The sequence below is a fragment of the Chromobacterium haemolyticum genome (genome assembly GCF_009936155.1).
Lineage (GTDB): Bacteria > Pseudomonadota > Gammaproteobacteria > Burkholderiales > Chromobacteriaceae > Chromobacterium > Chromobacterium haemolyticum.
In genome coordinates, this window is the sequence record NZ_AP019312.1 from 2,543,245 (window position 1) to 2,564,861 (window position 21,617).

At 62.8% G+C, this 21,617-nt stretch carries 16 protein-coding genes; 6 read left to right on the plus strand and 10 right to left on the minus strand.

Annotation, left to right across the window (positions count from 1 at the left end):
- Position 1: 1 nt before the first annotated feature.
- Positions 2 to 355 (minus strand): hypothetical protein, encoded by a 354-nt coding sequence (locus tag GYH29_RS11595; protein ID WP_019102281.1) that lies wholly within the window; start codon positions 353 to 355, stop codon positions 2 to 4.
- A 123-nt stretch (positions 356 to 478) separates the two neighbouring features.
- Here GYH29_RS11595 and GYH29_RS11600 point away from each other — a divergent pair, with 123 nt between their 5' ends.
- Both GYH29_RS11600 and GYH29_RS11605 read left to right on the plus strand, forming a co-directional pair.
- Positions 479 to 2,389 (plus strand): ATP-binding cassette domain-containing protein, encoded by a 1,911-nt coding sequence (locus GYH29_RS11600; protein WP_161523796.1) that lies wholly within the window; start codon positions 479 to 481, stop codon positions 2,387 to 2,389.
- Positions 2,386 to 2,946: a C40 family peptidase gene (locus tag GYH29_RS11605; protein ID WP_019102279.1), complete on the plus strand. Its 561-nt coding sequence runs from the start codon at positions 2,386 to 2,388 to the stop codon at positions 2,944 to 2,946. The genes GYH29_RS11600 and GYH29_RS11605 overlap by 4 nt, the downstream gene beginning before the upstream one ends.
- Before the next feature lie 660 nt (positions 2,947 to 3,606).
- On the opposite strand, the gene GYH29_RS11610 is transcribed toward GYH29_RS11605, so the two are convergent.
- The 8 genes from GYH29_RS11610 to GYH29_RS11645 all read right to left on the minus strand — a co-directional run bounded on the left by GYH29_RS11610 (position 3,607) and on the right by GYH29_RS11645 (position 13,759).
- Positions 3,607 to 4,962 carry a glycosyltransferase gene (locus GYH29_RS11610; RefSeq protein ID WP_161523797.1) on the minus strand — a complete coding sequence of 452 codons (1,356 nt, stop codon included), beginning with the start codon at positions 4,960 to 4,962 and terminating at the stop codon, positions 3,607 to 3,609.
- Positions 4,963 to 5,090: 128 nt separating this feature from the next.
- On the minus strand, positions 5,091 to 6,728 hold the full coding sequence (locus GYH29_RS11615) for a methyl-accepting chemotaxis protein (protein ID WP_081574562.1): 1,638 nt from the start codon (positions 6,726 to 6,728) through the stop codon (positions 5,091 to 5,093).
- Positions 6,729 to 7,194: 466 nt separating this feature from the next.
- Positions 7,195 to 8,265, minus strand: a complete 1,071-nt coding sequence (locus tag GYH29_RS11620) for a protein-glutamate methylesterase/protein-glutamine glutaminase (RefSeq protein WP_019103205.1) — start codon at positions 8,263 to 8,265, stop codon at positions 7,195 to 7,197.
- Positions 8,240 to 9,121, minus strand: coding sequence for a CheR family methyltransferase (locus tag GYH29_RS11625; protein ID WP_019103204.1), 882 nt, complete (start codon positions 9,119 to 9,121; stop codon positions 8,240 to 8,242). The genes GYH29_RS11620 and GYH29_RS11625 overlap by 26 nt, the downstream gene beginning before the upstream one ends.
- On the minus strand, positions 9,122 to 9,664 hold the full coding sequence (locus tag GYH29_RS11630; protein WP_019103203.1) for a chemotaxis protein CheW: 543 nt from the start codon (positions 9,662 to 9,664) through the stop codon (positions 9,122 to 9,124). It lies immediately after the preceding gene.
- Between the two features lie 13 nt (positions 9,665 to 9,677).
- Complete coding sequence (locus tag GYH29_RS11635) at positions 9,678 to 11,339, minus strand: methyl-accepting chemotaxis protein (protein WP_019103202.1); 1,662 nt, start codon at positions 11,337 to 11,339, stop codon at positions 9,678 to 9,680.
- A 28-nt stretch (positions 11,340 to 11,367) separates the two neighbouring features.
- A complete protein-coding gene (locus GYH29_RS11640; RefSeq protein ID WP_019103201.1) occupies positions 11,368 to 13,467 on the minus strand; it encodes a chemotaxis protein CheA in 2,100 nt (699 codons plus the stop codon).
- Positions 13,454 to 13,759, minus strand: a complete 306-nt coding sequence (locus GYH29_RS11645; RefSeq protein WP_019103200.1) for an STAS domain-containing protein — start codon at positions 13,757 to 13,759, stop codon at positions 13,454 to 13,456. Before GYH29_RS11645 ends, GYH29_RS11640 begins: the two co-directional genes overlap by 14 nt.
- A gap of 159 nt (positions 13,760 to 13,918) precedes the next feature.
- On the opposite strand from GYH29_RS11645, the gene GYH29_RS11650 reads away from it, so the two are divergent.
- Together GYH29_RS11650 and GYH29_RS11655 are read left to right on the plus strand one after the other, a co-directional pair.
- Positions 13,919 to 15,613, plus strand: a complete 1,695-nt coding sequence (locus GYH29_RS11650; RefSeq protein ID WP_019103199.1) for a methyl-accepting chemotaxis protein — start codon at positions 13,919 to 13,921, stop codon at positions 15,611 to 15,613.
- Between the two features lie 46 nt (positions 15,614 to 15,659).
- On the plus strand, positions 15,660 to 17,405 hold the full coding sequence (locus GYH29_RS11655) for a methyl-accepting chemotaxis protein (RefSeq protein WP_019103198.1): 1,746 nt from the start codon (positions 15,660 to 15,662) through the stop codon (positions 17,403 to 17,405).
- 93 nt (positions 17,406 to 17,498) lie between these two features.
- Here the strand turns inward: GYH29_RS11655 and GYH29_RS11660 are convergent, their stop codons facing one another.
- Positions 17,499 to 18,248: an endonuclease/exonuclease/phosphatase family protein gene (locus tag GYH29_RS11660; RefSeq protein WP_043590664.1), complete on the minus strand. Its 750-nt coding sequence runs from the start codon at positions 18,246 to 18,248 to the stop codon at positions 17,499 to 17,501.
- A gap of 444 nt (positions 18,249 to 18,692) precedes the next feature.
- Between GYH29_RS11660 and GYH29_RS11665 the strand changes: the two genes are divergently transcribed.
- Together GYH29_RS11665 and GYH29_RS11670 are read left to right on the plus strand one after the other, a co-directional pair.
- Positions 18,693 to 20,339, plus strand: coding sequence for a methyl-accepting chemotaxis protein (locus GYH29_RS11665; protein WP_052051982.1), 1,647 nt, complete (start codon positions 18,693 to 18,695; stop codon positions 20,337 to 20,339).
- A 434-nt stretch (positions 20,340 to 20,773) separates the two neighbouring features.
- On the plus strand, positions 20,774 to 21,163 hold the full coding sequence (locus tag GYH29_RS11670) for a hypothetical protein (RefSeq protein ID WP_118267728.1): 390 nt from the start codon (positions 20,774 to 20,776) through the stop codon (positions 21,161 to 21,163).
- Positions 21,164 to 21,617: the final 454 nt, after the last annotated feature.

The window sequence follows — 21,617 nt, forward strand, 5'->3', positions numbered from 1 at the left end:
CTTAGAGATCCAGCGCCGGGTTGTTGCTGATGTCGGCGTCCACGCTGTCTATCACCGTGGAATGGATCTCCACGTCGAACCACTCCCAGAAGGCCTTCAAGGACAGATCCTTGGGCCATGTTTCTTCGTCCTCGTACCAGGACGCCAGTTCCATCTTGAACAATTGTTCATAGATTTCGTCGATGTAGGCGACGCCCTCTTCCGGCTCGTCGAACTCCGGCAGCAGGATCACGGTGCAGTCGGTGCGCAGGCTGTCCAGCGCCAGATCCATGTCGTTGTCCGGGGCCTGGTTCAGCCAATCCAGGAACGGTTGTTTCGGTTTGATCACGGCCACCGAGCGGTCAACGAAGTACATAGCATGCCTTTCATTCAAGTTTGGCCGGCATTGTAACAGCACAAACCGCGCGGCGCTAAGCGTGGAAGCGTGACCGGCATGTTACAATCCGTGCATTTTTCCATACAGAAAACAACACGCACCATGGCTCTGATTACCGTCGAAAAAGCCTGCCTGGCTTTTGGTCACCACGCATTGCTGGATAACGTCGATTTTGCGCTGGAGCCGGGCGAAGTGGTCGGCTTGATCGGCCGCAACGGCGCCGGCAAGTCCTCGCTGCTCAAAAGCGTGGCCGGCGCGGTGGCGCTGGACGACGGCCGCGTCAACATCAAGGGCGACGTCAAGGTAGCCTATGTGCCGCAAGAGCCGGAGCTGGCCCCGGAGCACACGGTGTTCGAAGCCGTGGCCGAAGGCCTGGGCGACTTGAAAAGCCTGCTCACCGAGTACCATCAGGTCACCCATCAACTGACCCAGGCGGACGCGGACCACGAACAGACGCTGACGCGGATGGAGCATATCCAGCACGAACTGGAAGCCCGCGGCGGCTGGCAGTTCGACGCGCTGATCTCCTCCACGCTCTCGCATCTGAACCTGAACCCGGACGCGCGGATCAGCGAACTGTCCGGCGGCTGGAAAAAACGCGTGGCTTTGGCGCGCGCGCTGGCCGCCAAGCCGGACGTGCTGCTGCTGGACGAGCCCACCAACCACCTGGACGTATCCGCCATCGAATGGCTGGAAACCCTGATCAAGAGCTATGGCGGCAGCGTGCTGCTGATCACCCACGACCGCCGCTTCCTGGACAACGTCGCCACCCGCATCGTGGAGCTGGACCGAGGCATTCTGCGCAGCTATCCGGGCAGCTTCTCCAGCTACCATGTGCGCAAGGCGGAAGAACTGGCCATAGAGGAAGAGCAGAACCGCATCTTCGACAAATTCCATGCCCAGGAAGAAGTGTGGATCCGCAAGGGCATCGAGGCGCGCCGCACCCGCAACGAAGGCCGCGTGCGCCGGCTGGAAGCCATTCGCCGCGAGCGTTCGGCGCGGCGGGAGCGTGTTGGCCAAGTCAACTTTCAGCTTAACGCCGGCGAGCGCTCCGGCAAGCTGGTGGCGGAGCTGGAGCACATCAGCAAGGGCTTTGAGGGCAAAACCCTGATCCGCGACTTCACCACCCGCATCCTGCGCGGCGACAAGATCGGCCTGATCGGCCCCAACGGCGCCGGCAAAACCACGCTGCTCAAACTGATTCTGGGCCAGCTGGACGCGGACAGCGGCAGCGTCAAGCAGGGCAGCAAGCTGGAAATCGCCTATTTCGACCAGTTCCGCGAGCAACTGGACGAAGACAGCAGCGTGGCCGACATCATCAGCCAGGGCAACGACTTCGTGGAAGTCGGCGGTGTGAAGAAACACGTGATGAGCTATCTGGAAGACTTCCTGTTCTCGCCGCAACGCGCGCGCAGCCCGGTGCGTTCCTTGTCCGGCGGCGAACGCAACCGCCTGCTGCTGGCTCGGCTGTTCACCCGCCCGGCCAATGTGCTGGTGCTGGACGAGCCCACCAATGATCTGGATATCGACACGCTGGAACTTCTGGAAGACGTGATCGCTCAATATTCGGGAACCGTGTTCCTGGTCAGCCACGACCGGGCTTTCCTCGACAACGTGGTCACCCAGGTGATCGCCTTCGAAGGCAACGGACGGCTGGAAGAATATCCAGGCGGTTACCAGGACTGGATCGACACCAAGGCGCGCATGGCGGCGATGAAACCCGCGGAAAAGCCCCGGGAAGCCGCCGCTCCGCAGGAAAAGGCCAAGGACAAGCCCAAATCCGCGCGCAATAAACTGTCCTACAATGAGACGCGAGAACTCGCCGCGCTGCCGGACGAGATCGCCGCGCTGGAAACCGAGCAAGCCAGCCTGAATCAGCAATTGCTGGACCCCAACTGCTACCGCGACACGCCCAAGGAGGCCATCGCCTGGCAGCGCCGGGTGGAGGAAATCGACGAATTGCTGATGGACAAGCTGGCGCGCTGGGAAGAACTGGAGTCAAAGCAACAATGAGCAAAACCCTGCCGCCTTCGCCTTCTTCGCCGCTGGACCGGCGCGCGCTGCTGCGCGGCGCCGCGCTGCTGTCGCTGGCCGGCTTGCTGGCCGCCTGCGGCACCACGCCCTCCAAGGTGGCGGGCGGCCGAAAACCCCGTCCCTCCGGCGACCTCAGCCTCTCCGGATTGAAAGCCGACGGCGCCAGCCGGGAAATCCTCATCTACACGCTGGGCCTGCTGGGCCTGGACTACAAGTTCGGCGGCACCAACCCCGAGGCCGGTTTGGATTGCAGCGGCATGGTCGGCTACATCTACCAGAACGCCGTCGGCGTCACGCTCCCGCGCACCGCCGCCGAAATCGCCAGCGTGGCTCGCCCCATCCCGGACAGCCGTATGCGGGTTGGAGACCTGGTGTTCTTCAACACCATGAATCGCCCGTTCTCCCATATGGGCATCTTCATAGGCGACGGCAAGTTCGTGCACGCGCCGCGCACCAATAGCTCCATCCGCGTGGCGCGGCTGGACAACAGTTATTTCGCGGCCCGGTATGAGGGCGCGCGCACGCTGTTCAGCTAAGAAGCTGTTCAAAGTCTGCTGCGCTTCGGCGATACGGTGTTGAAACTCGCTTCGAAATGCTCATGTACCGCATGTACATTCCGCTTTCTCAGCCGGTTTCGCCTTGTCTCGCTCTAGCTCGCTAGACTTTGAAAGCCGCATAAAGCTTGCTGCGCTTCGGCGATACGGTGTTGAAACTCGCTTCGAAATGCTCATGTACCGCATGTACATTCCGCTTTCTCAACGGGTTTCGCCTTGTCTCGCTCTAGCTCGCTAGACTTTGAAAGCCGCATAAAGCCTGCTGCGCTTCGGCGGGATTTTAGACAAAGGCGCTGAAACCCGCTTCGAAATGCTCATGTACCGCATGTACATTCCGCTTTCTCAGCGGGTTTCGCCTTGTCTCGCTCTAGCTCGCTAGACTTTGAAAGCCGCATAAAGCTTGCTGCGCTTCGGCGATACGGTGTTGAAACTCGCTTCGAAATGCTCATGTACCGCATGCACATTCCGCTTTCTCAGCGGGTTTCGCCTTGTCTCGCTCTAGCTCGCTAGACTTTGAAAGCCGCATAAAGCCTGCTGCGCTTCGGCGGGATTTTAGACAAAGGCGCTGAAACCCGCTTCGAAATGCTCTTGTACCGCATGTACATTCCGCTTCCTCGGCGGGTTTCGCCTTGTAGAGCCTCGTCACCCCTCCGCCAAGGCCGGCCTGGCGCCGGTTTTTTCCGCCGCGCGTCCGGGTTTCCCCAGCAAGGCCTCCTCCACGCAGTCCAGCGCCCGCGTCGGCTCCGCTTCGGCCGCCATGCGCGCGGCCAGTTCGCGGCAGGCCCGGTCCGCGCCCGGCCCGCTCAGCAAGCGGGCCAGCACGCGTTCCATCCGCCGCGCGGACACGCGCTGCGCCAACAACACCTCGGCCACGCCCAAGCGCTTGGCGCGCTGGCCGTTGTCGAACTGATCGTAAGCGTAAGGCACGATCAATTGCGGAATTCCGGCGCGCATCGCGTCCGCCATGGTGCTGACGCCGCCGTGATGCGTCAGCGCCGCCACCCGCGGCAACAGCGCGGCGAAAGGCGCGTGCGCCTGCCACAGCACGCTGGCCGGCAAAGCCGGCGGCAACTGCGCCTCGTACGGCGTGATGAAGATCCCGCGCCGGCCCAGCTGCCGCAAAGCCCGCAGCGCGGTGCCGAAGAAGGCCGCCGCGTGCCGATGCCCAGTGCCCGGCGTGAACACGATGGGCGCATCGCCAGCGGCCAGAAAGGCCTCCAGCTCGGCGGACAGCCCCGCGCCCTGCTGCGCGGCGGGCAGCAGGAAATCCCCTTCGAAGAACGGCCGCGGCCAATCCGGCTGCAAGGCGGCGAACCAACGGGGAAACAGGCCCACCGAGGCGTTGGGGGCTCTCAGCATATGCTCGAAAAAATGCGGCTCCGCCGGCAGGCCGCGCTTTGCGCGGGCCGCGTTCAGGCCGGGCAAGGTCTGAGCGTTGAACCAGCGATGCAGCGCCCACCACAACAGGCCGGCTCCGGCCGGCGGCAACCAACCGGGAATCCGCAACGAGCCCAGGGTGAGCAGGTCGTGGCGGCTGCACAGATTGGACGGCGCGAGATAGGCCGTCACAATGCGCAAATTCGGCCGCGTTGCTCGCGCCAGCGCCGCCATCGGCACCAAGACGGGGTGGCACAAGACCACGCAGTCCTCATCCGCCGGCAGATCCCTCACCCGCTCCCGCAAGGCGTCCAGATCCGGAACCAAGCTACCCCAGAGCACACCCCAGCTCTTACGCTCATGCCATAGATCGGGGTTGTCCAGCGCCGCCTGTTCCCGCTCGATGCTACCGAACAGCCAGTACGGCAAGCCGGCCGCCCGCGCAGCTTCCTCCTGCAAGGCCGGCGCCAGCATTCGCACCCGGTGGCCGCGCTCGCTCAAGCCGCGCGCCAGCGTGACGAAGGGCTGCATGTCCCCGCCAGTGCCGCTGGAGGCCACGATGATCAAAGGACCGCGCGCCGGGTCCGCGCCGGCATGCGACAACGACAACTCCCGATCCATGACCCGCCTCCTTCCTTTGGGACGACAAGCCACATTACGTCAATGTCATTTATTTGGCAAAAAGAAAACCGCCTCGAGGGCGGTTGCGTACACACAGTACTGCGCGCATCGTGACTTTGAACAGGCGCTTATAGCGTGAACTGCTGCACCACCCCGCGCAGCGACACCCCGCGCTCCAACAGATTCTCCACGCCTTGCTGCGCCTCTTCCGCCGCAAGCCGGTTTTCCTCGGCCGAGCTGCTGACCGACTCCACGCTGCCGGCCAGGTGCTGGGAGGCGTTGGCCTGCTCTCGCACCGCCGCGGAGATATCGCCCATGCCGCGCGACACGCCCTGAATCTGAACCGAGAAGCCCTGCAAGGTGTCCTGGGCCTCGCCTGCGTGATTGACGCTGGCATCCACGCGGTTCACCGCCGCGCGCATGCCGGAGATGGCGGAAGCGGAATCCTGCTGCACGGAATCAATCATCGAACCGATCTCCACCGTGGCGTTGGCCGTGCGCTCGGACAGCTTGCGCACCTCATCGGCCACCACCGCGAAACCGCGGCCCTGTTCGCCGGCCCGCGCCGCCTCGATCGCCGCGTTCAAGGCCAAGAGATTAGTCTGATCCGCGATATCCTTGATCACCGCCACAATCATATTGATCTCATTGGTGCGCGAATCCAGTTGATCCAGTTTGCCGGCCAGCTGGGTCACTTCCTGCTGCACCGTCCGCATGCCCTCCACCGCGTTCTGAATATATTGCACCGTGGTCTGGGTCTGTCCTTCGAACGAAGACATCAGCTTGGCCGCGTCCTCGGCGATTTCCGAGACATGGGCGATGCTCACCGCCAGCTCTTCCACCGCCGCCGCGCTGCCGCGCACATCTTCCGCCTGCTGGCCGGAACGCGCGGCCACGCCGCCCACCAGTTGATCTATATGCTGGGACTCGCTCTGCACCGCGTCGGATTCGCCGCGGATCTCCAGCAGGCGCTGACGCAGCGCCTCCATGAAAGTATTGAACGAAGACGCGATTCGGCCCACTTCGTCTCGGCTGCGCACCGGCATGCTGCGCGCCAGGTTCCAGTCGCCGCCAGCCAGCTGTTGCAAGGCCACGTTCAACTCATTCACCGGCCGCACCATGCGATTGGCCAACAGCAAGGCCACCAGCTGGGACATCAGCAACAGGCCCAGGCCCACCGCCCCGCTTTGCCACAACACCTGAGTGCGCAAGGCCTCCACTTTTTGCAAGGAGGTGTCCACCCCCACCACGTAGCGCATGCCGCTGGCCGAGGTAAACGGCACGAACACCGAACGGAACAGGCCGAACTCGCCCTGGTACTCCTCGTACTGGACGCTGCCGCTATTGAAGGCCGCGGCCAGGCCGGCAGGCACATCTTTGTACTCGGCAAGGAACCACTGTTGGTACTGGCCGGACTTCACCTCGTTCGGGCTGGCGGAAGAACTGGTATACAGCACCCGGCCGCCGCGCTGAATGGTGGAATACGCGTAAGCCAAGCCGCTGTCCCTCGCAAAATCGGTCAGTTGCTTGGTGGTGACCTGACTATTGGGATTGCTGTCCGGCAATTGATCGTGGAAATTCTCGCCCACCATCTGACGCGCCGCGTAGGCGGCGGTCAGCAAGGTCTGATCCACGCCTTTCATTTCGGAGTCCACGGTGCTGCGATAGGCGTAGATCGAATAAACCGCCACAATCAGCAAGCTCACCAAAGTAAAAGCGGCGGATAGTTTGGCCCGCAAGCCCCAGTCCTTGTTCAAGACACTCATACGGATGCATTCCCTCGACATTCATTCCAAAAACAACTCCCCGCCGGCGGTGCATCCGGGACGCGCCGGACCGGCGCCGCAAGTCCAGGCAGTGGATCATTCAGTAATCGACAAGAGGCGATGACGACGCCGCAAAGTGATGCGGAGCGAGCGGGGAAAGATAGACAGGCGGCGGCGCAAGGACAGGCAGCCCGTTGCGGCGGCGAGCGCTGAATATGGAAAGTGATGATAACGCCAATTAAACGCGAATCAATGCGGCTGGCTTTGGTAGTTTGCACATAGCAAGTGCATAATCGCTTTTTCTCCAGATAAAGCGACCCAGCTCCGCTTTGTTTTTAAAGGATATTTTACAAATAAGCCCCAGCAAGCAATGGCGTTTACGTAAAAACACCTATCGTCGCTGTATCTATCTTCAGGCCCTGCGTATCCCAGCCGCCCGGCGGGTGGCAAATAGCCTCACGGGTTCTCAGGCGCGCAAACCCTGCAACAACCTCGCCAACCGCTCCAAGGACATCACCTCGTCCACCCCGCCGCGGGCGATGGCCGCCTGCGGCATGCCGAACACCACGCAAGAGGCCTCGTCCTGCGCCAGCGTGCGCGCGCCGGCGTCATGCATCTCGCGCATGCCGCGCGCGCCGTCGTCCCCCATGCCGGTAAGAATCACCCCCACCGCATTCGCCCCTGCGCTCACCGCCACCGAACGAAACAGCACGTCCACCGACGGCCGGTGCCGCGACACTGGCGGCCCGCCCTTGACCTCGGCCACAAACTGCTTCTGCCGGCGGTGCAGCAACAAATGCTGGCCTCCCGGCGCAATCAACACCGTGCCGGCGCTGACCACGTCGCCGTTCCTCGCCTCCCTCACCTCCACCTGGGCCAGTTGGTTGAGGCGGCTGGCGAAGATGGACGTGAAGCCCTCCGGCATATGCTGCACCACCGCCATGCCCGGGCAGTGCGGCGGCAAGCGTTGCAGCAGGAACTCCAGCGCCTGGGTGCCGCCGGTGGAAGCGCCCAGCGCGATGACGCGCTCCGTGCTCTGGGCCGGCCGGCGGCGCTCCGGCGGCGCGTCCAGGATGGCGTCGGCGGTCAGCTTGGGCGCTGGATAACCGGACGGCGCCGCTTGCTTCAACGCTTCCACCCTCACCCCCGCAGCCGCGTACACCTCCTCCACCAGCCGTTTGGCGTTCTCGGCGAAATTCGTCTTCGCGTTGACCAGCGGCTTGAGCAACACGGACACCGCGCCGGCGCTCATCGCCTCCAGCGACACCCGCGCGCCCTCGGTGGTCAAGGCCGAGCAAACAACTACCGGCGTGGGACGCTCCGCCATCACCTGACGCAAAAAGGTCAACCCATCCATTCGCGGCATCGCCAGATCCAGAATGATCACGTCCGGCCAGCGGATTTTCATCCGATTCATCGCGTAAATGGGATCCGGCGACGCGCCCAGCAGCTTGATGTCCGGCGCGGTGGCCAGCATTTGGCTCAGCATCTCGCGCGCCACCGCGGAGTCGTCAACTATCAGAACACTGATGCTCATCGATTCGTCCGCTCGCAAGATGGGAGTCCAGTCGATAACGCGACGGCGCCTCTTGCGCCAGAGGCAGCGCCAGGTGCCGGATGGATTCCGAATGTCCGATGATCAAATGCCCGCCCTGCCGGAGTTTGTCGCATAACGAGAGCAGGACTCGCAGCTTGGTGGCCTCGTCGAAGTAAATCAGCACATTGCGCAGGAAAATCACATCGAAATGGCTATGGGCGAAGTGGGAAGCGTGCAGCAGGTTCAGATTGGAAAAGTTCACCTTCTTCGCCAACTCCGGCGCCACCCTCACCATGCCTGCGTACTCGTCGCGGCCTCGCAGGAAATAACGCCGCCACAGTTCCGGCGGGGTCTTGCGCGCGCGCTCCACCGTGTAGACCGCGCGCCGGGCCAGGTGTGTGACCCGGGTGTTGATGTCGGTGGCGTACACCCGCCAATTGCCCTGCAAGCCCAGCGCCTCGGCCAGAATCATCGCCACTGTGTACGGCTCCTCCCCGGTGGAACAAGCCGCGGACCACACCCGAAACTCGCCCTTGCCCTGCAAGCGCGCCGCTTTTTGCCGCAGCCAGAAAAAATGTTCCGGCTCACGGAAAAAATAGGTTTCGTTGGTGGACAACAGATTGATCGCGTACTGCCGCTCCGCCTCGTTGGCCGGGTCCGAAATCAAGCGCCAGTAAGCCGCGTAGCTGTTCAGGCGCAAATGGCGAATACGCTTGGCCAGCCGCGACTGAATCAGCGAGCGCTTGCTCACGGGCATGGAAATGCCGGCGGTCTGGTAGATAAAGCGGCGCAACTGGAAAAACTCCCCATCCGTCAGCAAGGGCGTGGCGGCCAGCGACTCCTCCAGGGCAAGCATCTATAGCGCCTCGATGTCGTCGCTCAGAAACTGCTGAGTCACCGCCTCCGCCATCTCGCTGAGCTCGGACACTGACAGCGCCTGGCGCACATTCAGCAAAATGGCGAAGCGCTGATTGATGGTGGCGATGCCCTGGATGAAGTCGCTGCGGATATTGGAGCCGAAACTGGGCGAGGGGTCGATCTCGCTTTGCGGGATCTCCAGCACCTCGCACACCGAATCCAGCAAGATGCCGATGTCCGCGTAACCGCCCTCCAGCCCCGGCAGCGAAAGAATGGCCACGCAGGTGGACGCCTTCAAAGCGGTCTGGCCGCGGCCGAAGCGCACCGACAAATCGATCACCGGCACCACCGCGCCGCGCAGATTGATGATGCCGCGCACGAAATTGGGCATCATCGGCACCTCGGTGATGCCGTCGAACTCGATGATCTCCCGGATGAAGTTGATCTGAATGCCGAACAAATCCTCGCCCAGAATGAAAGTGACGCAATGGAATTTCTGGCCGCCACCGTCCTGGCCGGCCGGCTGTTCGCTGTTTCTCATCGCCGCGCTCCTCTCAATACTTGGAGAACTTGTCCTCGTCCACGCTCAGGTCCATGTCGTCATCGTCTTCCATCGGCGGCGGCGGCGCGGCCTTGCCGGCGTGCAAGTGCCCTATGTGCACCATGCGGGACTTGCGTCCGCGGGTATTGCGCAGCTTGAACTGCTGCATCAGCTCCTGCAACTGCATCGCCGCGGAGCTCAACTCCTCGGAGGTGGAGCTTAGCTCCTCGGCCGAAGTGGCCGAGGACTGCATGCCGCTGCTGATCTGCGTCACCGCGCTGTTGATCTGATCAATGCCGGAGCGCTGCTCGCGCGAGGCGGCGGAAATCTCCTGCACCAGGCTGGCGGTCTGATCTATGCCGGGCAGCATCTCTTGCAATAGCGTGCCGGCCTTCTCGGCCACGCTCACGGAACGGCTGGCCAGATCGCCTATCTCCCTGGCCGCCACCTGGCTGCGCTCCGCCAGCTTTCTCACCTCCACCGCCACCGTGGCAAAACCTTTGCCGTGCTCGCCGGCGCGCGCCGCCTCGATCGCCGCGTTGATGGCCAACAAATCCGTCTTGTTGGCGATATCGTTGATCACCGTGATCCGCGACGCGATCTCCTTCATCGCGTGCACCATATCGCTGACCGCGCTGCCGCCCTGAGTTGCGCTGGACGCGGACTTGGACGCAATGCCCTCGGTTACGCGCGCATTGTCCGCGTTCTGCGTCACCGTGGCCGCCATCTCCTCCACCGAGGCGCTGGTCTGCTCAATGCTGGACGACAGCTCGGACGAGGTTTGCGCCAGGGAATTGGCGGTGGACGACACCTCCTCGGACGCCGAGCCTATCGCCTCCGACATTGCGCTGACCTCGGACAGCGTCTCTGACAAACGGTGCGCCATGGACTTGATCGAATACAACAGGCTGGAGTTATCGTCCGGATGCAGCTTCACCGGCACGGACAAATCCCCTGCCGCCACCCGGCTCACCACCTGCACCGTATAGGACGGGTCCCCGCCCAGTTGCTTGAGCAGGCTGCGCGTCACCATCACCCCCAACGCGATGCTCAACAATATCGCCGCCACCGCGATGCCCACCAACATCCGCAAAGCGTCCGTGCTGATGACCTTGGTTTCCACCAACGAGTTGTCGGCCAGCTTGGCGTTCAGGTTCACCAGTTCGGTCAGCACCGCGTCTACGGCCTGAAAGGCTGGCCAGCCCTTCTCCGCCATCAGCTTCAGCGCCAGCTTGTTGTTCTCGCCGTCGCCGCGGTCGGTGTAAGACAACCGTTTCACCTCGGTGGCGTAGGGCTGGTAAATGGCCCAGGCGGCGTCAAAGCGACGCAGCGCGTCCACCTCCGGCGGCGTCAAATCCGTCTTGCGGTAAGTGTCCAGGCTGGCGTTCATGCTTTTGTCAAAGCCCGCCATTTCCAGCTCCACCGCGTCCATCATCTTAGTGTCGCTCTCGGCGATATAACGGTACAAAGAACGGTTGCTCGCCATGGCGTAGCGCGCCGCGTTGCCGATATCTTTTATCGGCGTCAGCTGATTATCGAACAGATTCACCATCACCATGGTGATGCGCTCGGTGGCGGTGTAGCTGACAAAGCCCAGCGCCAGCAAAAAGCACAGCACCACGCCAAACGAAAGACCCAGCTTGGTCTTGACCTGCGCATTGTGAAACCACTGCATGGCCTACCTCCCGGCGCGCGCAAGCGCGCTAAATAACGTCGCTCGCCTGCGCCTCGCTGGACTGGCGAATCCGCCTGCGCTCGCGGCGGCAGGCGTGATGAATCAACTGCGGAATATCCAGCACCAGCGCCGGCTTGCCGTTGCCCAGGATAGTGGAGCCGCTGATGCCGCGCAGCGATCGGAAAATCTCGCCCAAGGGTTTGATCACCGCCTGCACTTCTCCCATCAAACGGTCCACCACCACGCCGGCGCGGTTTTCCCCGTAATGCACAATCACCACGTACTCCGGCTGCGCGGCCGGCGGCAGATTGAACAGCTCGCGCAAGGACACGAACGGCAGCCAATCGCCGCGCACATTGATCTGACGCGCGTTCTGCCGCATGGCCTCCTCCGGCATGTCCACGCACTCGATCATCATGTCCAGCGGCATCACCAGCGACGAATCGTTCACCTCCACCCGGAAGCCGTCGATGATGGCCAGGGTCAGAGGCAGCCGCAGCCGGAACGTCGTACCCTGGCCCGGCAGGGAAAAGATTTCGATCTCGCCGCGCAAGAGCTCGATATTGCGCTTCACCACGTCCAGACCCATGCCGCGGCCGGACAGATCGCTCAAAGCGTGTGCGGTGGAAAAGCCGGGCAGGAAAATCAGCTGCAGGGTTTCCTGCTCGCTCAACTGGCGGCCCTCGCTCAGCAAACCACGCTCCAGCGCCTTGGCCAGCACCTTGCCGCGGTCTATGCCGCGGCCGTCGTCCTGAATCTCCACCACCACCGAACCGGCGTCGTGAAAAGCGTTCAACGTCACCTTCCCCGTTTCCGGCTTGCCCGCCTCCCGCCGCTCCGCCGCCGTCTCCAGCCCATGATCCACCGCGTTGCGAACCAAGTGCATCAGCGGATCGGTCAAGCGTTCCACCATGGATTTGTCGATCTCGGTGTCCGCGCCTTGAATCGTCAGCTGTATGGATTTACCCAATTGCCGCGACACCTCCCGCACCATGCGCGGGAAACGGCAGAACACCTCATCCACCGGCACCATGCGCAAAGTCAGCGCGTCGTCGCGTATGCTTTCCACCAGCGTGTTGATGATGGCCACGGACTCCAACAGCTCGGCGTCGCAGCGGCTCTGCGCAATCAGCTTGGTGCCGGCGGACGCGATTACCAGCTCGCCCACCCGGTTGATCAGCCGATCAAGCTTGCCGGCCTCCACCCGGATATAGTGACTGTCGCCGCGGCCCGCCCTGCCCGCCGCCGCCCCCGGCTCGCCGCGCGCCTCGCTCTCCGGCCGCGCCAGCCAGGGCGCCTCGCGCACCCGCTCCGCCTCCGCCGCCGTCAAGGCCCCTCGCGCCATCCAGCGCGACAGCTGCGGCTCTATCGAATCGCCCAGGCGCTCCGCCAGCGAGCGGAACGCCGCCAGCGGCGCGTGAGGCGGCAGAATGCCCAGCAAGCTGCCCTCGGCCACAAACTCGAAAGCATCGCAAACCTGCTCAAGGCTGGCCTTGGACTCCAGGCTCAACTCCAGGCCGATGAAACAATCCGTCGGCTCCAACTCGGCGAAGGCCGGCAGCGGCGGCCAGACCAACTCCACCTCGCGCAGCGCGCCCAACTGGCTGAGAAAGCGCAGACAGGACAGCGGATCAAAGCCGTCTCGGAACAAATCGGGATAAAAACGCAGCGACAATTGCCATAGCGGCGTGGCGGCGGCGTCCAGCGCGTCTTCGCCTGCCACCGCGCAGGCCGCCCCGTCCAACAAGAACAATTGCAAACGCTGTAGCAGCGGGGCCCCGTCCGGCCAAACCGGTTCCGCATCCAGCGCGGAGGCCTCCACCGCCTCCAGCATTCGTCGTAAATGATCGTTGCAGCTCAATAGCAGGCTGACCAAGTCCTCGCCCAACGCAAGCTTGCCGCGACGCAGCCGTTCCAGCACGCTCTCCATCGCATGGGCGAAAGCCACCAGCGCGTCGAAACCGAAAGTGCCGGCGGAACCCTTGATGGTGTGCGCGGTGCGCAGCAGCAGGTTGAAGGTTTCGGCGTCGGCGGGAAACGCCGCCGGGTCCAGCAGCGCGCCTTCCAGCGCGTCGCACAGCTCGCGGGATTCCTCCAGGAAAATCGCCCTGGCCTTACTCCAGTCCATCCTCGCCTCCCGCCGGCGGCGCGGCCAAGGCCACGCCCAGCAACTGAAACGCCTCGCTGACCAAGGGGTTGTCCGCCAGCAGCTCCAGTTGCCTCAGCTGCCGCCCAAACGCCAGCAGCAACTGCAAGGCGCAGCCGTCCACTTCCGTCACCCCGGCAAAGCTCAGCGACACCGCCTCGTGCGCCAGCAACGGCAACAGATCGCTTTTCAGCTGCTCCGCCGTGTAAATGCTCAATTCGCCGCTCAGGCTGGCCTTGGCCCAACCCTCGCCGATTTCGACATGCAAGGTCATTCCGCCCCCAGACCAAACGCCAAGCGGGTGTTAACTCAATGTTTTTACTTAAGTGTCAATACTAAAAGTAGTCAAGAAACAGATTGTTTTATAAAAAACAGTAACCAGGCCTGGCGCGCGGCGGCGCGGACACGGCAAATGCAGCATGGCGGGAGGCCTATGAAACTGAGCATCAAATCTCTGCTGACAGCCAGCGCCGGCGTCTTCGCCCTGCTCTTGCTGCTGCTCCTGCTCTGCACCCTGCGCCTGCGGCATGAATTGGGCCTGCAAGCCCAAGCGGAATCGCAACGCAATCAAAGCTATCTCCTCGCCAACGAGCTGCGGCAAAGCTCGGACGATCTCACCCGTCTGGTTCGCACCTACGCGGAAACCGCGGACCCGCGCTATGAACGGCAATACTGGGCCGTGCTGGCCATCCGCAACGGCCAACTACCGCGCCCTCAGCACTACAACCGCATTTATTGGGACTTCATGGCCGCTGACGACAACAAGCCGCAACCGGACGGCCAAGCCGTCCCGCTGCAACAACTGATGCGGCAGGCCGGCTTCACCGACGCCGAATTCGCCAAACTCAAGGAAGCTCAGGCCAATTCCGACCGGTTGGTGAACACCGAAACCGTGGCCATGAACGCGATGAAGGGCCGCTTCGCCGACGGCCAGGGCGGCTTCTCCCGGCAAGGGCCGCCCGATCCCGAGCTGGCCCGGCGCATCCTGCACGACCGTCAATACCATCAGGACAAGGCCGCCATCATGCAGCCGGTGGACGCGTTCTATCAGTTGATGGAGCAGCGCACCAACCAGGCCGTCTCCCAGGCTCAAACCCAGGCCGGCTTATGGCTGGCCATCGTCATCGGGCTGATGCTGGCCTGCTGCGCGCTGGGCCTGCTCATGTTCTGGACCATCTACCGCCGCCTGTTCGCCATGCTGGGCGACGAACCGCTGCGCGTCACCCAACTGATGCGGGCGGTGGCCGCCGGCGATCTAGCCGCCGCCGCTCCGCCGGGCGGCTACCCGGCGGACAGCCTGGCGGAGGCCATACTCCAGACCGTCACCACGCTGAGCCGTGCGATAGCGGACTCCCAGCGCGGCGCCGGCCATCTGTCGATGATGTCGGCTCAGATCAGCCACAGCTCCCAGCAACTCTCCCTCAATACCAGCGAACAGGCGGCCGGTCTGGCCGAGGCCGCTTGCTCGCTGGAACAGATCTCCTCCGCCATCAACCAAAGCAGCCACAACGCCACGCTCACGGAAACCATGGCGGCCCAGGCCGCGGACGACGCGCGCCAGGGCGGCGAAATCGTCGACCACACCGTGCGCAGCATGGAGCGCATCGCCGAGCACATCTCGGTGATCGACGACATCGCCTATCAAACCAACCTGCTGGCGCTCAACGCCGCCATCGAAGCCGCCCGCGCCGGCGCGCAAGGCAACGGCTTCACCGTCGTGGCCCAGGAAGTGCGCAAGCTGGCGGAGCGCAGCCAGGTGGCCGCCCGGGAAATCAGCGGCATGACCGCCAGCGGAGTCCAGCTTGCCGGCCAGGCCGGCGCGCAACTCGCCGCCATCGTCGCCTCCAGCGGCAAAACCGCCAGCCTGATCCGGGAAATCGCCATCGCCGCCAATGAGCAAGCGCAAGGCGTAGGCCAAATCAACGCCACCATCCAGCAACTGAGCGCCGCCACCCAGCAAAACGCCAGCCTGGTGGAAGAACTCGCCGCCATCTCGGCGGATAGCCGCGGCCATGCGGACCAAGTGCACGCCCAGATGCGGCGCTTCCACGCCGCCGCCCCCGCTCCCCAAGGAGGAGAAACCAGCGCCGCCGGCCGCGTCCACGCGGGCCATGGACCCCGACATTGACCGGCCACCACCACATCGTTCAGCTGCACTGTGAGGACATCTCCACATGAAAAACCTACGCGCCAACCAGGCCATCACCGGCCTGCTGCTTCTCATCGCGCTCACCTTCATCGGCGTGATCTACACCTTCGTTTCCATGCGCCAGGCGGTGGACGTGATGAGCGCCGCCAGCGAAAGCCGCTACCACTCCTACCTGCTGGCCTCCGAGCTGCGACAAAGCTCGGACGACCTCACCCGGCTGGGCCGCACCTACGTCGTCACCGGCGACCCCGGCTATGAGCAGCAATACAACCGCGTGCTGGACATCCGCAACGGCAAGGCGCCGCGCCCGCAGGAGTACAACCGCATTTACTGGGACTTCGTCGCCGCCGGCCAGGAAAAACCCCGGCCGGACAGCGAAACCGTGCCCTTGCAAACCCTGATGCAACAAGCCGGTTTCACCGACGCCGAGTTCGCCAAGCTCAAAGAAGCTCAAGCCAACTCCGACGGCCTGGTCAAACTGGAAGTGCGGGCGATGAACGCGGTCAAAGGCAAGTTCGCCGACGCCCAGGGCCAATACACCGTCAGCGGTCAGCCGGACATGGAACTGGCGCGCAAACTGGTGCACAGCAAGGAATACCACCAGTTCAAAGCCCAGATCATGAAGCCCATCGACGACTTCTTCGTGCTGCTGGATCAACGCACCAACGCCGCGCTGGCGCAGGCCAAGGACAGGCTGTCCAACGCCCAGCTGCAGTTCCTCACCGCCATCGTGCTGCTGGTGGGCGAAATCCTGCTGCTGATCCTGCTGGGCCGCCGCCAGATCCATACCCAGCTGGGCGGCTCCGTCACCGATATCGAAGGCGTGCTGCAAGAAATCGCCTCCGGCAACCTGGCGGTGGATGTGCCCAAAGCGCCGGAAGCCAGCGCGCTGGGGCAAATCGGCGTCATGAACCAGCGGCTGCGCCGGCTGATAGGCGAAGTCAACAACAACGCCGGGGAACTAGTCAGCGCCGTCGGCTCTCTGCACCAAACCACCAGCCGGATCAGCGAAGACGCGGACCAGGTCAACCAAGCCATCAGTTCCAGCGCCGCCACCATTGAGCAGATCACCGTCAGCGTCACCCATGTGGCCGACACCACCGCCGACGCCAACGCCATCATCTCCCAGGCCAACAGCAGCGCCGAACGCGGGCGCCAGGCCGTACACCAAGTGTCCGCCGAAGTGGGCAAACTCTCCCAGGCCATGTCCACCCTCAGCGACACCCTGCATTCGCTGGGCAACCGCTCCGAGGAAATCAGCTCCATCGTCAACGTGATCAAAGACATCGCCGATCAAACCAACCTGCTGGCGCTCAACGCCGCCATCGAAGCCGCACGCGCCGGGGAAATGGGCCGCGGCTTCGCCGTGGTGGCGGACGAAGTGCGCAAGCTGGCCGAACGCACCGCCCAGGCCACCACCGAAATCACCAATATGACCCAAGGCATGCGCCAGCAAACCGCCGGCACCGTCGCCAGCATGCAGCAGGCCCGCACCACCGTGGACCAGAGCGTGGACCTGGCCCAGGGCGCGGCCAGCGAGATCGAAAACATCGGCGGCCTGATGCGGCAAGTGGTGGATACCTTTACCCAGATCACCCACGCCACCCGCGAGCAATCCACCGCCGTCGGCAACATCGCCCACACCACCGAACACATCAACGGCATGACCCGCAGCACCTCGGAAGTGGCCCAAGGCGCCAGCGCCACCCTCAGCGAACTGAACGACCACGCCAGCAAGCTCAAAAACGTAGTGGAACGCTTCCACCTTTGAACCCGGCCCTACGCAAAGCAACAGGGCTCCGCAATGCGGAGCCCTTCTTGTTGGATATCGTCTCTGGACGCGCGGCAGATCGTGAGCCGATGATCAAACCGGTACCAGGCTGGCGGACAGCGGCAAATGATCGGACAAGCGCGACCACGGCGCGCCCTTCAGCACCTCCGCCCCCAAGGGCTTCAGCCCGCGCACATAAATCCGGTCCAAGGGCAGCATCGGCATCCGCGCCGGAAAGCTGCGCGCATGGCGGCCAAACAACTGATCGAACACCTCCACCAAGCCCAAGCTGTCCATCAGGTGGTCGGAGGCTTCCTCACGCCAATCGTTGAAATCACCGGCCAAAATCAGCGGCGCATCCTCCGGCACGTTCTCGCGCACATAACGCGCCAGGTCCAGGAACTGCTTGCGCCGGTCTCGCGCCAGCAAATTGAAATGGCCGCACAGCGTCACCACCGGCCGCTTCCAACCCGCAGGCGTCAGTTGGCAATGCAGCAGGCCGCGGCTTTCGAAGCGGTTGACCGAAATATCGCGGTTGCACCAGGTATTGATGGGGAAACGCGTCAGCAAGGCATTGCCGTGATGGCCGTGCTCATACGCCGCGTTCAGGCCGTAAGCCGCCTTGTGATCCAGCCGGCGCGCCAGGAAATGATGCTGCGGCAGCTTGGGCCAGCTGGCGTGCTGCAAGGCGCGCTCAATGTTCTTGCCTTGCACCTCCTGCAAGAACAGCACATCGGCGTCTATGGACTCCAGCGCGGAAGCCATATCGCCCAGCCGCACATGGCGGTTCAGCGGCGACATGCCCTTGTGGATGTTGTAAGTGGCTACGGTAATGGCTTTCATACGATATGCTTCTTTATCGGGCGGACGCTCGGCCCGCCGCTTCTTAAGAGCCTGTTCACGATCTCGCGAGCCAGAGCGAGACAAGGCGAAAACGAGCGAAAAAGCGGAATGTACACGTGGTACATGAGCATTTTGAGCTTGTTTTTAACGCCGTATCGCCGCAGCGCAGCAGATCGTGAACAAGCTAACTCAGACCACCGGCCGCAAGCCCCGTTCCCCGCGCCATTGTCCGCCGCCTCAGTTTCAAAGATAAGCGCTGACGGCGTAATTTCAATCTTCACGCCCGCGGATGCCTGTAACTGAAAATCATTCTCCTAATACGTATTGCATGACTGCAAAATATCCAACATCCAGCATTGCAAGATGAATACAGCTGCACTACACACTTATAACAGTAGCTAGAAAACAATGTGTGGTTATCGGCGGAAGTTTAGGGAGCGAGCGATGGGAAACTTTCTTGCGCAGTTCAGCATCAAGGTCAAGATCTTTGGGCTGATCGTGCTTGGCGTGCTGGCCAGCGTGATTATTGGGGGAGTGGGCGTCAGAAGCACGTCGGATATGAACGACCTCACTGTCGATATGCACGACAATTTATTGATGTCCGTCTACTGGGTGGCGGTGGCCAACCAGAACGCCATCTACATCAGCCGCGCCGATTACCGCTTCATCGCCGAATCCGACAAAAAGCAAATGGATCAAGTCACCGCCAACCGAGCCAAATTCTTGGCGGAAATGAACCGGCTGATGGACCTCTATCGCAAAACCGTACTCACCCCGCCGGAAGTAGAAGCGCTCAAGCGCTTTGACGCCGCCTGGCCGGCCATGGAGGAAGCCTGCAAAAAAGTGCGCGACCTCAGCTACAGCGACACTGGCGACGGGGTCAATAACAAGAAAGCGCTGGAACTGATGTCCAAGGAGTGCCGGCCCAAATTCCAAGTGGTCGACGACATCATGAGCCAGATCGTCGACATCAACATCAAAGTGGCCGACCAGGCCTTGAAAGACGCCGCGGCCAAATATGAACGCGCGCGCAACACCGTCATGGTCGTACTAGCCGCCGCCGTGATCGTGCTGCTGGCCTTGGGCGTGATGATTCAAAACGGCATCGTCGGCAGCCTGAAAAAAGGCATGGCGGCGCTGTTCCAGCTGGGCAGCGGCGACCTGACCGGCGAGATCGAAGTACAGGGCAAGGACGAAGTGGCCCAGATGATGCAATCGCTGTCCGACACCCAGAAAAAACTGCGCGTCACCGTGGGCGACATCATCAACTCCGCCTCCAGCGTGGCCGCCACCGCCGAGGAACTGGCCGCCTCCACCGAACAAGTCAGCGCCAGCATCGGCCAGCAGGTCAACGCCACCTCCAGCGCCGCCGCGTCGATCGAAGAACTGACCGTCAGCATCGACCAATGCTCCAACAATGCCTCGCTGGCGGACTCCCAAGCCAGCGCAGCCGGCAGCCAGGCCAAGATAGGCAACAAAGAAGTTCAGGACTCCACCCATCAGGTGCGCAAGGTCAACGACAGCGTGGCCGCCTCCGCCAACAACCTGGAATCCTTGTCCGAGCAGGCGCAGATGATCAGCAGCATCGCCACCGTCATCAAGGAAGTGGCCGATCAGACCAACCTGCTGGCGCTCAACGCCGCCATTGAGGCCGCGCGCGCTGGCGAACAGGGCCGCGGTTTCGCCGTGGTGGCCGACGAAGTGCGCAAGCTGGCCGAGCGCACCACCGGCTCCGCCACCGAAATCACCCAGATGATCGCCAAGATCCAGGCCGGGGCCAAGGAGGCGGTGGACAGCATGCGCAGCAGCCGCCACATCGTCAGCCAAGTAGTGGAATCCTCGGAACACGTATCCACCACCATCAGCTCGGTGGAAGAAAGCGCGGAAGGCGTGGTAGGCGCCATCAGCGACATCGCCATGGCGATGCAGGAACAGCGTCAGGCCAGCACCGAACTGGCCACCCGCGTGGAAGCCATCGCCCAGATGTCCAAGGAAAACGGCATTGCAGTAGATGTGTTCTCTCAAGCCACCCGCGAACTGGCGGTGGTGGCGGAGAGGTTGCAGCAGACCACGCTGGCCTTCAAGCTCTAAGCCAGCGATTCAACGGCTTCATCCTCCGCCCCGCCGGCCTGGTCCGCGGGGCGGTTTTTTTTCATCCTTGCCGTCCCTGCATTGACAGCCAACACCCGCCTCGCCAACAATAGCCCCGCGCCGCTGCAATTGCGGCGTTCGGGCTTGGACTCCCGATATACGGTATCCCGGCAGACCGCGGCCTCCCCGCGCTCTGTCTCGCTATTGCTTTGCCCATTCGGGCGGGCCGTGGCGAGGGCACCTCGCGGTGCGCCGGTTTTGGGATAGCGTCCGGTAGTCCAACCTTGTCATGCGCCCGCCTAGCCGCGCCCCGCGGCCAGGCCGGCATCCGCTTGAGGAGGTAGCAATGTCGACATTCATTAGCCGCGTATCCCGCTCCGTTTCCCCGTCTTCCCCCGCATCGGCGCTTGCCTGTTTCAACCAGGAGGCCCGCCATGAGTAAATCCAAAGAAGAACTGCGCGCCTTCTACCGCCTGCTGGAGGCCCGCGAAGCCAAACTGCCCTTTGTCGGCCCCTCGCCGGACCGCAGCCATCCGCATTACTGGCGTGTGCCTCTGTGCCGGGACTTTTCGGAGGCCTACGCGCTGGGCGAACGCCATGGCCAAGCGCTGGTTCAGCTCTTCCGCCAACACCCGGACCACGCCGGCCACGGCCTGCTCTCCCGCATCGCCCATGATATGAACTTGTTCGATTTCAGCCCGCAACGCGGCACATGGGCCGGCTTCTTCGACCATCTGGAAGTGCTGATCGCCGTCAGCATCCACATGCACGAGAGCGACGCGGAGGCGCAAGCCCAACGGCCCTCGAACGTGTTTACGCTCTAGCGAGCGCAGGCGAAAACGGCGGAGACATCCGGATGAATAGGCGGTAAATGAGAATTTCGAAGCCGTTTTCAACGCCCTTGTCTCAACAACCCCGCCGACGCGCAGCGGAACGTAAACAAGCGCTTAGCGCCCGGACTTTCCTTGTCCGGGCCGCTCAGCCGCGCCACAATGGGGAATGTGACAATAGCTGGCGTGGGCAATCTATGGTAAAAAGCCTGCAATCCTTGCTGGAAAGCACAAGCAAGGCGGCTGCGCGAGTCACCTGTTTGATCCATTCACCCTCCCTCTTGGTGCCGGATAAAAACCACAGGCGGGTGACTCGCTCAGCCGAAATGCTTGTCATTTCCACCTGCCCCTCCCCAGATTTTCCACGCTCCTAGGAACGTACCGCTGAAGCGCAGCGGAGATTGCACAGGCTCTAACTGCATTCGCGTTCATCCCCCCACTGTCAACG